Annotated in this window: 12 protein-coding genes and 2 tRNA genes; 6 read left to right on the forward strand and 8 right to left on the reverse strand. The window is 55.4% G+C overall.

Annotated features, from left to right (window positions below):
- Window positions 1-441: 441 nt before the first annotated feature.
- From LC093_RS02615 to LC093_RS02640, 6 genes are all read left to right on the forward strand, one after another.
- Window positions 442-1,554, forward strand: coding sequence for a proline racemase family protein (locus LC093_RS02615; RefSeq protein WP_226661699.1), 1,113 nt, complete (start codon window positions 442-444; stop codon window positions 1,552-1,554).
- A 33-nt stretch (window positions 1,555-1,587) separates the two neighbouring features.
- Window positions 1,588-2,574: an ornithine cyclodeaminase family protein gene (locus LC093_RS02620; protein WP_226661701.1), complete on the forward strand. Its 987-nt coding sequence runs from the start codon at window positions 1,588-1,590 to the stop codon at window positions 2,572-2,574.
- Between the two features lie 83 nt (window positions 2,575-2,657).
- A complete protein-coding gene (locus tag LC093_RS02625; protein ID WP_226661702.1) occupies window positions 2,658-3,926 on the forward strand; it encodes a hypothetical protein in 1,269 nt (422 codons plus the stop codon).
- 492 nt (window positions 3,927-4,418) lie between these two features.
- Window positions 4,419-4,492: transfer RNA gene (locus tag LC093_RS02630), tRNA-Cys, on the forward strand.
- Between the two features lie 96 nt (window positions 4,493-4,588).
- Window positions 4,589-4,674 (forward strand) — tRNA-Leu (locus LC093_RS02635).
- A 464-nt stretch (window positions 4,675-5,138) separates the two neighbouring features.
- Window positions 5,139-6,368 carry a serine hydrolase domain-containing protein gene (locus LC093_RS02640; RefSeq protein ID WP_226661704.1) on the forward strand — a complete coding sequence of 410 codons (1,230 nt, stop codon included), beginning with the start codon at window positions 5,139-5,141 and terminating at the stop codon, window positions 6,366-6,368.
- Between the two features lie 51 nt (window positions 6,369-6,419).
- Here LC093_RS02640 and LC093_RS02645 read toward each other — a convergent pair whose 3' ends face one another.
- From LC093_RS02645 to lpxK, 8 genes are all read right to left on the reverse strand, one after another.
- Window positions 6,420-7,016, reverse strand: coding sequence for an HNH endonuclease family protein (locus LC093_RS02645; RefSeq protein ID WP_226661706.1), 597 nt, complete (start codon window positions 7,014-7,016; stop codon window positions 6,420-6,422).
- Window positions 7,017-7,260: 244 nt separating this feature from the next.
- Window positions 7,261-7,839, reverse strand: a complete 579-nt coding sequence (gene pgsA, locus LC093_RS02650; protein WP_226661708.1) for a CDP-diacylglycerol--glycerol-3-phosphate 3-phosphatidyltransferase — start codon at window positions 7,837-7,839, stop codon at window positions 7,261-7,263.
- Window positions 7,840-7,984: 145 nt separating this feature from the next.
- Window positions 7,985-9,799: an excinuclease ABC subunit UvrC gene (gene uvrC / locus LC093_RS02655; RefSeq protein ID WP_226661709.1), complete on the reverse strand. Its 1,815-nt coding sequence runs from the start codon at window positions 9,797-9,799 to the stop codon at window positions 7,985-7,987.
- Between the two features lie 76 nt (window positions 9,800-9,875).
- A complete protein-coding gene (locus LC093_RS02660) occupies window positions 9,876-10,523 on the reverse strand; it encodes a response regulator (RefSeq protein ID WP_226661711.1) in 648 nt (215 codons plus the stop codon).
- A gap of 196 nt (window positions 10,524-10,719) precedes the next feature.
- On the reverse strand, window positions 10,720-11,328 hold the full coding sequence (locus LC093_RS02665) for an alpha-ketoglutarate-dependent dioxygenase AlkB family protein (protein ID WP_226661719.1): 609 nt from the start codon (window positions 11,326-11,328) through the stop codon (window positions 10,720-10,722).
- Window positions 11,329-11,382: 54 nt separating this feature from the next.
- Complete coding sequence (gene murB, locus LC093_RS02670) at window positions 11,383-12,405, reverse strand: UDP-N-acetylmuramate dehydrogenase (protein WP_226661721.1); 1,023 nt, start codon at window positions 12,403-12,405, stop codon at window positions 11,383-11,385.
- Window positions 12,406-12,515: 110 nt separating this feature from the next.
- Window positions 12,516-13,271 (reverse strand): 3-deoxy-manno-octulosonate cytidylyltransferase, encoded by a 756-nt coding sequence (kdsB, locus tag LC093_RS02675; protein ID WP_226661723.1) that lies wholly within the window; start codon window positions 13,269-13,271, stop codon window positions 12,516-12,518.
- A 23-nt stretch (window positions 13,272-13,294) separates the two neighbouring features.
- The gene (gene lpxK, locus LC093_RS02680) at window positions 13,295-14,326 is read right to left on the reverse strand and encodes a tetraacyldisaccharide 4'-kinase (protein ID WP_226661726.1); all 1,032 of its coding nucleotides are present in this window, start codon (window positions 14,324-14,326) and stop codon (window positions 13,295-13,297) included.
- Window positions 14,327-14,334 lie beyond the last annotated feature (8 nt).

Genomic DNA, 14,334 nt, shown 5'->3' on the forward strand with positions numbered 1-14,334 from the left:
CACATTTACCTGCTAATCTGCTTCACAGAAACTGAATTAGCAATTTCAAGGCATATGTAAGTCACTGAAAAGTAAAGGGTTTTTAAAGATTCGGAAAAACCGGTAGCCATCGGAGGTTCGAATCCTCTCTCACCGACCAAAATTTAGAAAAAACCCGCCTATCAGCGGGTTTTTTTGTGTCTTTTTTTCGCGTAATCCTGCTTTATTAGGATTTCCTGCCCAGACTTTTTTCGCACGCGTCAACTCCAGGGACACAGCCGGGGACAAACCTGCCACACAGCCCGCTGAAAGCCCCATCTCGCCTCAATTTCTCGTATTCCCATTTGCCGACCTTCACGCTCCCCACCCAACCCCGCACCTAAGCATTCACGAGGCACATATAAGCAATTGATGCTCGCAGCTATTATTGCTATTGTCGCCAATAACAATAATGGTGCTGATATGTCCCGCGAAACCGCATTTCAAAAAATTAAAAACCATCGCGCACAGCAGTTCGGTCTGCCAATGACAGCAGACTGGACAGCGATCGAGACCATCGACATGCACACGGCCGGAGAACCCCTTCGGGTAATCCTCGCGGGCTTTCCCGAATTGCCAGGAAACGATGTCCTCTCACGCAGGAGATCTGCGCGGGAACAATACGATGACCTACGCAAAGCGCTCATGTGGGAACCCCGTGGGCACCGGGATATGTACGGCGTGATACTGGTACCACCCAATGATGATGGCGCGGATTTCGGGGCCATCTTTCTTCACAACGAGGGCTATAGCACCATGTGCGGGCATGCGGTAATTGCGCTCGCAAAACTCGCGGTGGAAATGGGTTGGGTTGAGCCCTGCCCAGATGATGAAACGTCGGTCGTCATTGACGCACCCTGCGGGCGCATTCGGGCATTCGCCAGAACGGATTCCCGTGGCCGCGTATTTTCCACACGCTTCCTCTGTGTCCCCTCCTTTGTGCTCGCCCGCGATCAAACTATTGCCCTGCCCGGCCTTGGCACTATCCGCTACGACATTGCTTACGGTGGGGCCTTTTACGCATATGTCGATGCCCGCCAACTGCCCTTTTCCCTGGCCCCGGAAAATTCGGAAGAAATAATCCGCGCGGGCCGAGCCATAAAGGCAGCGGTGATTGAGCGGGGGCCGCCGATTGAACACCCGGCTGAACCCGACCTGAGTTTTCTTTACGGAACCATTTTTATGGATATGAGCCAATTCCCGGAATCGACAACTGAACCCGCGAGCGATAGCCGGATTCACAGTGGCAACGTTTGCGTATTTGCCAATGGGGAATTGGACCGGTCGCCAACGGGTTCGGGAGTTTCCGGTCGACTGGCACTGCACCATGCGCAAGGCCGGCTCACTGAAAATCAAACGCTTCACGTGAAGAGCATCACCGGAGGCGTTTTTACCGGAAAAATTTCCGGAGTCCTGGATTATTGCGGTCATGCTGCGGTCATTCCGGAAATCAGTGGCACCGCCCACATTACGGGGCAACACCGCTTTTATATCGACCCCGCCGACCCATTAAAAAATGGCTTTCTGCTCGGCTAAGTCCTATCCATCAACAGCCAGACAAAATCACCCATGCAATATATTGACGCCGGTGCCGTACAGCAGGCACTAAAGTATCCGGAGCTGATCGAAGCATTGAGAGAGGCATTCCGCTCTCAAAACGTGACAGTGCCACCACGCCACCATCATCACTACCGTTACTCTGCCAATCATGACAACGAAAATACCCTGCTGCTAATGCCTGCATGGCAGGCCGACGGATTCCTCGGAATAAAAACCGTTGTGGTCGCGCCAGACAACCGCGAGCAACCATCCATTCAGGGACAATACACACTGATCGATGCAACCACCGGCACACCGAAAGTGGTCATGGACGCGGCGAGTATTACCGCGCGACGCACCGCAGCAGCGTCCGCCCTGGCTGCGGATTATCTGGCACCGATCAATGCCAGCACCCTGCTGATGGTCGGCACGGGAACGCTCGCACCGGAACTGATCCGTGCTCACGCCTGTGTCCGCCCAATTAAAAAGGTGCTGATCTGGGGTAGAAACCCGGATAAAGCAGAGGCGCTGGCAAAGTCCCTTACGGGTGAACCTTTCAGCGTCTCTATTTGTGACGACATCCAGTCCGGAATGCAGAGGGCGGATATCGTGAGCTGCGCCACCATGAGTAAAACGCCGCTGCTCTTTGGAAAATGGCTGCGAGAAGAGCAGCACATTGACCTGGTAGGTGCCTACCGGCCGGATATGCGAGAAGCCGATGACCTTCTGGTCAAACGGGTCGCGCTCTATGCCGACGTGCTGCCTCACGCCCTTTCCGAAACCGGGGATCTAGCTATTCCTATCGCGGAAGGCACTATCGACCCGCAGTCCATACTGGGAGACCTGCCCAGGCTGTGCCAGGCAAAGGCGCCACTACCAAGATCGGGCGTGACCTGCTTCAAATCGGTCGGCCATGCCCTGGAAGACCTGGTTGCCGCACAACTTGCCTACAAGCGGGTCACGCTAACCGGCAAAACCGATCACAAAACGGACAATTTTCACCCTGAAACACTTTGAGCTTTCTATCCTGGCACTGTTAACCTTCTCTGCGGTCATACCATGTAACGGCCCCTATAAGTAAACAGAGCCAGATTGTATTCATGCTCCACAGTAAGTATTTCATTTCTTCCGGCCGGGCCGCTGTCACAGCGGCCCTACTTCTCATTGGCACCCTATTAACGGTTGGCAGCGCCTTTGCGGCGGAAACCCAGTACTACGACATTCTGTATAAAGCACAGCTGGACCCGGAAAGCGGCCTGGCAGATGTAGAAATTTCACTTTCCGGCGATGAACTACCGAGTAAGCTGAAGCTCTACCTGGACCCCGACAGGCATAAAAACCTGCAGGGCGCCTCTCTCCAAACCGACGGTAAAGAGGCAATCTGGACCCCCGAGGGCAAGCAGGCCTCTATCCGCTACCAGTTTGTGATCGACGCAAAAAAGTCATCGGGCAGTTACGACTCCCGGATTACCGATAAGTGGACGATTCTCCGTAGCGATAAACTGATTCCCCCCATCTCCGCGCGAGCGCCGAAAGAACTCCACTCCCGTGCCACCCTGGAAGTCCTGACGCCGAAAAAGTGGAATACCCTCGCCCCGTACGTGAAAGATGAGGATGGGATCTTTCAACTGAAAGACCCGGGGCGCCGCTTTATTCGCCCTAAAGGCTGGCTGATTTCAGGAAGAATCGGCAGTAGACAGGACATCATCGACGGTACCGATACGGTTATAGCCGCGCCTCTTGGCAAAAATATCCGACGCCAGGACACGCTCGCCTTCCTGAGCTGGACACTTCCGGAGCTGAAGAAAGTTTTCCCGGAATTTCCGCAGAAACTGCTAATAGTCATGGCCGGAGACCCCATGTGGCGGGGAGGCCTTTCCGGCACACGCTCCTTATTTATACATGCAGACCGGCCACTCATCTCCGGCAACCGCACCAGCAGTCTCTTGCACGAGCTGGTCCACGTCGGGACCGGGATCCGTGGCGATCATGAAAGCGATTGGATCGTCGAAGGTATCGCCGAATACTACTCACTGCAGACATTGCGCCGTACCAAGGGCATCAGTGAACGTCGCTACCAGCAGACCCTCGAAGAACTGAAAGCCTGGGGTGAGGAATCTCCCAACCTGCTGATCAAACGATCTTCAGGCCCTGTAACTGCTCGCGCCGTGTGGGTGCTGCACGGCATCGACATGGCTATTCAAGACGCCAGTGAAGGAACGCAAAGTCTGGATAATGTTGTGACGTCTCTGGCCGCAGATCGCGGCAAGGTAACACTGAAAAAGTTCAGCGCTCTGGTGAACGAAGCCGCGGGCAAGGAAATTCCCCTGCTCGACCGCGAGTTTCTTGAAGGCAAAAAAAAGCCCTGACGACGGGGGGGGGAGAGCGTCAGGGCCAAGACCATTAGGAGTGAAACTTGGAGGATTTCATCCTTACAACACACTTTGGGCAACCTGTATGGAGGACGGTGCCCGGCCGGCACTACTAAACACGACGTGGGGGAGATGTGTGCTAGCCAGCTACACTCAGTATTGTTGACGGAGACAAATTTGCCAGTAGCGCACCGGAAAAAACTTAGAACAATTGGGAATAGATCACCCCACCCGACTTCGGAAAGATAATTAAACCTGGGTAAACGCCCCACCCCTCACCGCCCTCCACCCCGTGCAGTGAGCAGATTTCAGCCAATTCAAAAAGAAATTCCCGACTGCAAAATTACCCCTTGACTATTCGAAGCCAATCCCTAGAATAGCGCCCTCTCAACGCACCAGATGGCGCGTAAGTATCAGAAAACGCTAGGATTTTTTCCTACATTCAGATAGAATGCACAGCGCTTTCAACGCCTCCGGGCGAACACCTATGGCTAGGTGGCAGAGTGGTCATGCAGCGGACTGCAACTCCGTGTACGCCGGTTCGATTCCGACCCTAGCCTCCATTTTCTTATATCGTCGCTTTTTATATGCGACGAGTTACGAGGGACACCCGACGTAAGTTCGGGCATCAAGATGGAAAATCCCTCGTACACCGCCCCGCCCGGGTGGTGGAATTGGTAGACACAAGGGATTTAAAATCCCTCGACTTCTGGTCGTGCGGGTTCAAGTCCCGCCCCGGGCACCAAAATTCCCCTTCAGCGATTCGCATCTCATAGATCGATTTCCCGATGCTTATCGTACCGCCGTGCCACAGAAACAATTTGGCAACAGCCCCCCATCATCAAGACTACTGCCGACGCCCCACCCACCAGGCAACTTTTGTGCTAATAATTTGTGCTAATAATTTGTGCTAGTACTTGCGCTATTGATGCGCTATTAAAACGGTAAGCCGGATGGCTCCCGGAGCGCCAATGGAGCACCCCGCGAGCAAAAGACAGAGGTCACAAAGACCATGCACATGTCGCAACATCGACAGCGCATGAGCGTATTTTCCCGTTTCATTTTTCAGTGCAATTACCCCTGATGGGCGGGCCTGCCGTTTGGTTTATCGTTGCCGCCCTATGCGCATGGCTGCTAAGCCGGCTCACCTGCAGGCATTTCGGATTTTCTCTCTGGCACGCAGCAACAGCACTAAAAGTCCTGACAGCCATGGCTGCGAAATTAGCCTGTTCCGCACGGTATATTTCTGGCTTTGAGGACGCCCGCGTTTTGCAGGACCTCACCAGCTACTCGCCCGCATTCTCGCTCATTACCTTAAAGCACGAAAAAAACCGGGTCATCGCCTGCTTTGGGACAATCTGCCAATCAAGCGCCAACTTTCACCCCGGCCTCGGCGGCAAGCTGGAAAGCCATGCGGCATTTGAAGCGACCCCACTCAACATCCCCGAGTTGCGCCCCATAACAGGCACCTGGCCCACGGGAGAAAGTGCTCCCGACCGCGACCCGGTCCTGCAAGCCCTAACCGCGCAAATACTGGAAGATGATTGCCGTCGCGGGCTGGATACACGCGCACTGATCGTGGTGCAAGGCGGACAGCTGCTAGCCGAAAGTTACACCCCACCCATCCAACCAGAAACACCACTTCTGGGCTGGTCAATGGCGAAAAGCCTGACCGCAATTTTAATAGGTCGCATGGAGGCACTCGGGCTCGCAAACATGGAGGCAAGCGACCTGTTTCCCGAGTGGCACAACGACGGTCGATCGGCGATCACCCTGTGCAATTTATTACAGATGGGTTCAGGACTTGCGTTCGACGAAAGCTATTTGCCGGGCAGTGATGTCACCCGGATGTTGTATACCAGCCCCAGCGCTTCCGAATACGCATTGCAAAGCGTGCTCAGGCAACAACCGGGCCGGCATTTCCATTACTCATCAGGCACTACCAACCTCCTCGCCCTCTGGATGCACAGAACGCTGGGAGGCACCCAGGGCTGCATGGATTTTTTATATCGGGAACTTCTGCAGCCATTGCGCATGGCCCATACTTTGCTCGAGAGTGACGCCCACGGCGTATTTGTTGGCAGCTCCTACGCCTATGCCTCCGGTCGCGACTGGGCACGCCTGGGACAATTGATGCTCGACCAGGGAAGCCAGGACGGAAAACCTTTACTTAGCCCTGCATGGGTACACGCTGCCACAACACCCAACCCGAGTGAAAACGACAGCCGCTATGGATACCAGTTCTGGCTGAATTCAGGGCCGGGCATGCCGCAACGCTACCCCGCCCTGCCTGACGACACTTACTTCATGCTCGGCAATCGCGAGCAAAAACTGATGGTATGTCCCAGTCTCAGCGCCGTAATCGTGCGGCTGGGGTGGTCGGGCGAAGACTACCCGCTGGAGCGCCAGTTCAATCGAATACTGGACAAGCTTGAATAGCACACGGGCACTGCCCAACCATCTGCCTCCAACCGCTTTGATACCGGCAAATTAACCCCGATGGGTTTCCAGCATGGCGAGATACAGGCGCTGTTCAACCTCCGTAGCCTCAAGGCCGTATTTCTCGATTACCGCCATAAACCGTTGTAAATAATACTTCTTTACCGGCCCATAGGGAGGCATCCACTCTTCCGGACCCAGCTGCCCCTTGCTCTGATTACGCCCGTCATCAACTAACCACAGGTTGTCCGGATCTTCCGCAAACTGCCGCTTTTTTTCACGGCTCCAGTTCGCACCGCCATGATCGTACGCCCATTTGAGCGGAACGATGTGTTCGACATCCAGGTCCGAGGCGAGCTCGTAAAAATTGCCCGTGTAGGGATCCAGCCAAAGCCCAGTGACAACCTTACACTCACCGCCATCTTTGAATGTGATCGGTGCGAGCGAATAGCGGATCAGCAATTCATGACGCGTATCCTGGCAGTCCCGATCCACGTCCGACCATTTCGGCAGCCATTCCGTGCGTTTATAGCCGCGGTCTTCACCTGCCGCTTCGACTGCCGCGCCGACGGCAAGCGCGAACACCCCAAACACCGCCGAGCCAACACCAGCAATTGACCTGCCAGCAAGATTAAAATTTGAGCGCATCAGCTCCCCCTAATTTTATAGTTCAACCCAAGTGGGACGATCGTACATTAGAGGGGCTGTCGCGAATATCCTCGCATTGAAATATGTCAAGCAGGTGCAGCGGCAATACCGTCACTGCTAGTGACAGCAAATACCGGGTAAAAAATAGTGAATTCAGGCGCTGAAAACAAAAATGCCCGACGTTTAGCGTCAGGCATTCAGAAAATATTCGCGGAGCTCAGGCCCGCTTGATCAGCCGGCTGGATTAGGACTCATTGTTGTCACCATTAGCAGTTTCGCCCGCCAATGCCGGCCACGCAGCCTTGAGATAAATGATCATGGTCCAGAGGGTAAGTGCGGCGGCAATGTAGAGCAGGATATAACCTATGGTTTCCATTACCGGGAACTCCCTTACATCGAATGCCAAAAGGACGATGATCGCCGCCATCTGAGCCGTGGTCTTGATTTTACCGATATAGTTCACCGCAACACTGCTGCGCAGACCGAGCCCTGCCATCCACTCACGAAGCGCGGACACCGCGATTTCGCGGCCAATAATCACTGCCGCAGCAATGGTAAAGAAAGGATAGTTGTGGAGATCGACCAGCAGAACAAGCGCTGTTGCCACCATCAATTTATCGGCAACCGGATCGAGAAAAGCGCCGAATGGCGTCGCCTGGTTGTACTTGCGGGCAATATAGCCATCCAGCCAATCGGTTGCGGCCGCGACCGAAAATATCAGCGCAGAGGCGAAGTAGCTCCATTTATACGGAAGGTAGAATACCAGCACAAAAACCGGGATCAGCGCCACACGTAGCAGGGTAAGTTGATTGGCGAGGGTCATGCTGGTCCTTATATCGCTGAACACACATCGTCGGCAGTGCGTAACTTAACAAGCCCTGCCATAAAAATAAACGCCATCATGACGGCAGAGTACTCCGCGAGCAATTCTCTTTGAAATCAGAGCATTTTGGTACTCCGCAGGAAAATTACTCGTGATGTAGAGCGGAGTATATATCCTGGGCGAGCTTTCGACTCACTCCTTCGACACTGGCAATTTCATTGGCTGTGGCTTTTCGAAGCTCCTGCAGCCCACCAAAGTGATGGAGCAATGCCCGACGGCGGGCCGGACCAACACCCGGGATACCCTCAAGCGGTGACTCACGTCGCTTCTTGTCTCGGCGCTGGCGGTGGCCGGTGATAGCGAACCGGTGCGCCTCATCCCTCACCTGCTGCATCAGGTGTAATGCTGGCGAGTCGGCATTCAATACCATCTCGCGGTTTTCCGCCACCACATGCAGGGTCTCGAAGCCGGCCTTGCGCGTAGTCCCCTTGGCCACACCAATAATCTGCACACCCGAGACACCCAGATCATTGAGCACGTCAACGGCCTGCGCCACCTGCCCTTTACCACCGTCGATCAGGAGAATATTCGGGAACCGCCCCTCACCACTGGAAAGACGCGTGTAGCGACGTTTGAGCGCCTGCCCCATGGCTGCGTAATCATCGCCTGCAGCAACCCCTTCGATATTAAAACGACGATAGTCCGACTTCACCGGGCCACCGGTGTCGAATACCACACAGGAGGCAACCGTTGCCTCGCCACTGGAATGGCTGATATCGAAGCACTCCAGGCGCTCGGGCAACTCATCCAGCCGCAAGACCTCCTGAAGGTTCTCAAAGCGCCCCTGCAGTTTTTGCTGGGAAGCCGTGCGGCTTTGCAGGTTCTGTGCGGCAGCCTGCTGGGACATTTCCACCCAGGTCGCCCGATTGCCGCGCAACCTGTGCGAAATAGCAACTTCGCGGCCCGAATGGTTACTCAGGGCCTGCTGAATGGCCTCATAATCTTCAAGCGGTTCCGACACCAGGATTTCGCGCGGCATTTCCCGCTCCGCGCCGAGATAAAACTGAGGGATAAAGGCCGATAACAATTCCCCACCCGTCAGCCCCAGTTTTTCACTGGGGAAATAGCTGCGGCTGCCGAGAATGCGCCCCTGACGGATAAACAGGATGTGCACGCAACACAAGCCACCCGCCGTTGCCACGCCCAGCACATCCACATCCCCTGCACCGCTTTCAGCAACCTGATCTGCCTGAAGCCGCCTGAGCGCACCAATCTGATCCCGCAGGCGCGCCGCCTTTTCAAACTCCAGTGCCGCAGATGCCGCCTCCATTTCAGCCGCCAGTTCCCGCATGATGGTTTCGCTTTTACCACGTAAAAACATCTGCGCATGGCGCACGTCCGCGCCGTAATCTTCCGGACTGATATAGTCAACGCACGGAGCGGTGCAACGCTCGATCTGATACTGCAGGCAGGGTCGCGAGCGATTAGCAAACACACTGTCTTCACAGGAGCGGATACGGAAGGTTTTCTGCAGAAAGTTCAGGCTATCGCGCACCGAAGATGCATTGGGAAACGGCCCGAAGTAATCGCCTTTTTTACGCTTTGCTCCACGGTGAAAAGCTATGCGGGGGAAAGTGTCGCGACTGGAGAGAAAAATATACGGATAGCCCTTATCGTCTTTCAACATGACGTTGTAGGGCGGCCGCTGTGACTTGATCAGGCTCTGCTCGAGAACCAGGGCTTCGGTCTCGCTGCGGGTCACCGTGACTTCAATGTCCGCAATTTTCTCAACCAGCGCCATGGTTTTCGCGGTGAGGCCCGTAGCGCGAAAATAGCTCGACAGGCGATTGCGCAGATTTTTTGCCTTACCGACATACAACACCCCGCCACTGGCATCAAACATCTGGTAGACGCCAGGCTTGCGGGTAACGGTGGGGAGAAAGCGTTTACTGTCGAACATCGGCTACGGCTTCAAAAAAACAGGGGCCGCATGCGGCCCCTGTTTTCGTAATCTGATTAATGGGCGAGCCCCTATTCTACAACGCCTCCTCCGGATCGAGTACGTTGTGCTTTACTGCCAGCAAGGTAAGCTCCACGTCGGAGTGAATATCCAGCTTGTCAAAAATGCGGTATCGGTAGGTATTTACTGTTTTGGGGCTGACCGACAGCGTTTCGGCAATTTCCGAAACCTTACTGCCATTCACGATCATTACCGCTGTCTGCAACTCCCGCTCGGAAAGCTCACCAAATGGAGAGCCATTGCCCCCCCGCGTCTTGTTCCATACAAGCTTGCCGGCAATTGAGCTGCTGATGTAGGTATCACCCGCCATCACCGCACGGATCGCCCGGACCATTTCTTCCAGGTCGGCACCTTTGGTGACATAGCCTTTCGCTCCAGCCTCAATCAGGCGGGTGGGAAAGAGCTCATCATCCAATGCACTAACGGCAATAACACGCGCATCCGGGAAACGGCTGAGCACCTTGCGGGTCGCCTCCATACCTCCCATGCCCGGCATTCTGACATCCATCAGAATGACATCGAGCTCAGATTCGCGCACAAAAGCAATCGCTTCCTCGCCGCTCTTGGCTTCGCCTACCACTTCGATATCGGAGACATCACCCAGCATACGCGATATACCCATGCGCACCAGGTCGTGATCGTCTACAACTAAGACTTTTATCAAATTAGCCCCAACTACGGATTCTCAGTCAGATCACGCGAGATTTTCCTACAAATACGTATCCGCATGAAACTGTGTTTTTGTTTTTTTTGCTCAGCGGGAATTTCCCGCAAAGATCCATCCACAGAGCCTGATGAAAACATACCAGACAAAACAGGCGCTGCAAAGCATGCAGACACCGAGAGCTAAAAGTGAAAAGTTATAAGAAGGGGGGGCTTTCCGAACCAATATAGCGAAAAGTCAGACTGATCCGGTCAATCATACTGGCCCGACTTTTCGCCACCTGATGAACCCAGTACTGCTGCACTTCCCCTGACGTGAGTAACAGGGAGCCGTGCTCCAACAGGAAGCCTACGGCATCCCCACCGGCCTTCGGCTTAAAGCGAAGCTTTCTCGCCTGCCCCAGGCTTATGGTGGCGATTACCGGTAGCGGTCCCAGCTCGGATTCGTCATCCGCATGCCAGCCCATACTGTCGCTCCCCCCACGGTAGTGGTTGGCCAGAAGCGAATTGAATGGGAGCCCAAGCTCGGCCAGGCGGGCACGTACATCTGACAGCGCAGGTACCCAGGGTTGCGCGTGCTGCACGATGCCTGACCAGCGGTAGCTGACACCGGTATCCCCGACAAACGCGTGTCGACGGGGTATCGGATGCGAGCGACCAAATATTTTCAGGATTGGACTCGTCCAGTCGAGGGAATCAAGACACGCTCGCTGCACGGCAGCGGCATCTGGCGACTCAAGCCAGCCGGGAACGTAGATCGCGCTACCCGGGTAGAGCGGGATACGCTCAGCATCGCAACACTTCATCAAGTGCTCCGCCGCAGCGTCAAAATCCAGTGTCGGCATCCCCTCAAGCACAATCTACAGACCGGGATAAAAACGGGGTTCCGGCTCCAGGTCCACGCCGAACTTCGCCTTCACATCCGCAGCAATATCCATCGCCAGCCTTACAATCTGGCTCCCGCAACGATGCCCGGGATTCACCAACACCAGCGCCTGCTGCTTGTGCACCCCAACCCCGTCCCGCTCGAAACCACGCCACCCCGCCTGATCGATCAGCCAGCCGGCGGCCAGCTTCCAGTTATCTCCCGCAGCGTAAGCCACTAACTCGGGATGCTGCTGCCGCAGTGAGGTGTATTGATCGACATCGACCACCGGATTTTTAAAAAAACTGCCGGCATTGGGAATCTGTACCGGGTTTGGCAATTTGGAGTTGCGAATGGCAATAACAGCTTCCGCAATAACCTCGGGTTTCAGGGTATCCATCGCCACCCCATTGCTGGAAAAGTACTGCTGCAGTGCCGGATAGGACACCTGCGGCTGCCAGCTGTGGGATAGCCGCAGGCGCACCTCGCAAATCAAATAGCGGTCCCGCCCATCCTGCTTGAACATACTGTCGCGATAACCAAACCGGCACTCTTCTGCCGAGAATTCGACGAGGTTACCCGTAGCAACTTCCATCGCCGTAAGACTGTGGAAGCTGTCTTTCAGTTCGACACCGTAGGCACCAATATTCTGGATAGGAGCAGCCCCGATATTACCGGGAATCAGCGCCAGATTTTCCAAACCGCCCAGGCCTTCAGCGACACTGCGCATTACCAACTGGTGCCAGTTTTCTCCGGCAGCGGCAGTAATCTGCGTGTAATCCCCCTGGTCGTCGAGCACCAGGCCTTTCAGACCAACGTGTACCGCCAGGCCGGGAAAATCGCCAGTAAGCACGATATTGCTTCCGCCACCCAATGGCAGTATTGGCAACTGGTTTTCCCGCGCGAAATCCAGCGCCGCGCGCAGGTCTTCGAGACTCGTGGCATCCGCAAAATACTTTGCACGCGCCGCGATAGTCATCGTATTGAAAGGCTGAAGATCAAAATCACTTCGAATCATGAGCTACCGCTGCCAGTCTCTGCGCCGCGAGGTATCTTTCTCCCGCGCACAGAAATCCATAATTTATTTTTAACTACCCGCTCACTTCGCACAGGTAACGGTCAAGGGCATCACACGAAGAGGTCGCGCATGCGCTGCAGGTCCTCGGCGGTATCCACTCCACCCGGCACCTCCTCCATCGCATCAGCAACATGAATCTCCTGGCCGTTGTACAGGAAACGCAGTTGTTCCAGCGCCTCGAACTGTTCAATCGGCGCCATCGGCCAGGTCACGAACAGGTTTAATTGCGCTGCCCGGTAAGCATAGATGCCAATGTGCCGACGTGGATTCAGCCCCTCGGGCAGCGTTTCCTTGCTGCTTGCGAAGGCATCCCTGGGCCAGGGAATCGGTGCGCGTGAAAAATAACGCGCCAAACCACCCTCTTCGGCCACCACCTTGACGATATTGGGGTTCAGGAAATCCTCAACGCTTGCGATGGGCTCGGCCAGCGTCGCAACGCCGGCCGCTGTATTTTCTGCCAGGTTGCGCGCAACCTGGTCAATCACCGCCGGCGGAATCAGAGGTTCATCGCCCTGCACGTTGACCAGGATACGGTCCGGCGCCAGCCCCAGGTTGGCAGCGACTTCCTGCAGGCGGTCAGTACCCGAGGCGTGATCGGCGGATGTCATGCAAATTTCACCGCCAAACCCCTGCACCACTTCAGCAACGCGCATATCGTCCGTCGCGATAATCACCCTCTCCGCGCTGCTCAGGACCGCACGCTCATATACCCGCTGCACCATCGGCTTGCCTGCAATATCCGCAAGCGGCTTGCCGGGAAGACGACTGGAGGCGTAACGGGCAGGAATAATCACGTCGAAAGACACAGGGGGGAGTTTCTCCGAAGCACTCATGCGGATTTGAAGCCCTCAATATGTTGATGAATTCGCTGGTAGAAAAGATCCGGCAATACCGCATGGGCTTCAATTGCCCACCAGTGGCTTTGCCAGAAATCGCGGCATTTCACGGCATCTTTCATCGTCATGATGACAGGCGTTATGCCATCGAGTTGAAGTTCGCTCTGGCTGAATTGATGGTGGTCCGGAAAGGCCATTTCCATCACGGTAAAACCGAGCCCACGCAGGGCATTGAAAAAGCGCTGGGGATTACCAATGGCCGCCACCCCGTGGCAAGGGCCAATTTCAGGCCCCGACTCCAGTTTCAGGGTAGAAGTCTGGTCAAGGTTGAACTGGTGCCAGCGCGATGGCTGTACCTGCATGGTGAAATCGAGGTGGCGCTCACACTGGGACCGCACATACTCCGACGGCGGGCCATTCACAACGACCATATCAACGCTATCGAGCCGCTCCGCCGACTCACGCAATGGGCCACGTGGTAGCAGATGCTCATTGCCCAGCCCCCGCGAGCCATCAATGACACAGATTTCCAGGCTCCGCCAAAGGTGGTAATGCTGTAAACCGTCGTCCGAGAGAATCACATCGCAACCGTGCTGCTCGATCAGCGCCTCGGCGGCTTCCGCGCGCTTGGGCGACACCATCACCGGCAACCCGGTCATCAGATGCAACATCAAAGGCTCGTCACCGGATTCCAGAGGATGCGACTGCGCGGTGACGTCATAGGGATAGTGCTGGGCGCGACCACCGTACCCACGGCTGATAATACCGGGCTTTTTACCCCGCTCCTGCAGCCAGCGCCCAAGCTCCGCAACCAGCGGCGTCTTGCCAACACCGCCGACCGTGATATTACCTACCACGATTACCGGCACGGGTAACGGTTTTGGTTTGCTGCGCACTTTGCGCAACCGCGACGCCTGACGAAAAGCCAGTTCCAGTGGCGCAAGCAGCGGCAAGTGCATGCCCGCAGCGCCACCATCTTCGCTCGCGGGGTACCAGCGTTTATTCAACCAGTCTTCCAGAGACATTTGCCCTA

This window comes from Microbulbifer aggregans, from assembly GCF_020524005.1.
GTDB lineage: Bacteria > Pseudomonadota > Gammaproteobacteria > Pseudomonadales > Cellvibrionaceae > Microbulbifer > Microbulbifer aggregans_A.

Coding starts and splice junctions, on each gene's coding strand:
- LC093_RS02615 (WP_226661699.1), top strand. CDS start 442: ATGTCCCGCGAAACCGCATTTCAAAAAATTAAAAACCATCGCGCACAG.
- LC093_RS02620 (WP_226661701.1), top strand. CDS start 1,588: ATGCAATATATTGACGCCGGTGCCGTACAGCAGGCACTAAAGTATCCG.
- LC093_RS02625 (WP_226661702.1), top strand. CDS start 2,658: ATGCTCCACAGTAAGTATTTCATTTCTTCCGGCCGGGCCGCTGTCACA.
- LC093_RS02640 (WP_226661704.1), top strand. CDS start 5,139: ATGGCTGCGAAATTAGCCTGTTCCGCACGGTATATTTCTGGCTTTGAG.
- LC093_RS02645 (WP_226661706.1), bottom strand. CDS start 7,016: ATGCGCTCAAATTTTAATCTTGCTGGCAGGTCAATTGCTGGTGTTGGC.
- pgsA (WP_226661708.1), bottom strand. CDS start 7,839: ATGACCCTCGCCAATCAACTTACCCTGCTACGTGTGGCGCTGATCCCG.
- uvrC (WP_226661709.1), bottom strand. CDS start 9,799: ATGTTCGACAGTAAACGCTTTCTCCCCACCGTTACCCGCAAGCCTGGC.
- LC093_RS02665 (WP_226661719.1), bottom strand. CDS start 11,328: ATGAAGTGTTGCGATGCTGAGCGTATCCCGCTCTACCCGGGTAGCGCG.
- murB (WP_226661721.1), bottom strand. CDS start 12,405: ATGATTCGAAGTGATTTTGATCTTCAGCCTTTCAATACGATGACTATC.
- lpxK (WP_226661726.1), bottom strand. CDS start 14,326: ATGTCTCTGGAAGACTGGTTGAATAAACGCTGGTACCCCGCGAGCGAA.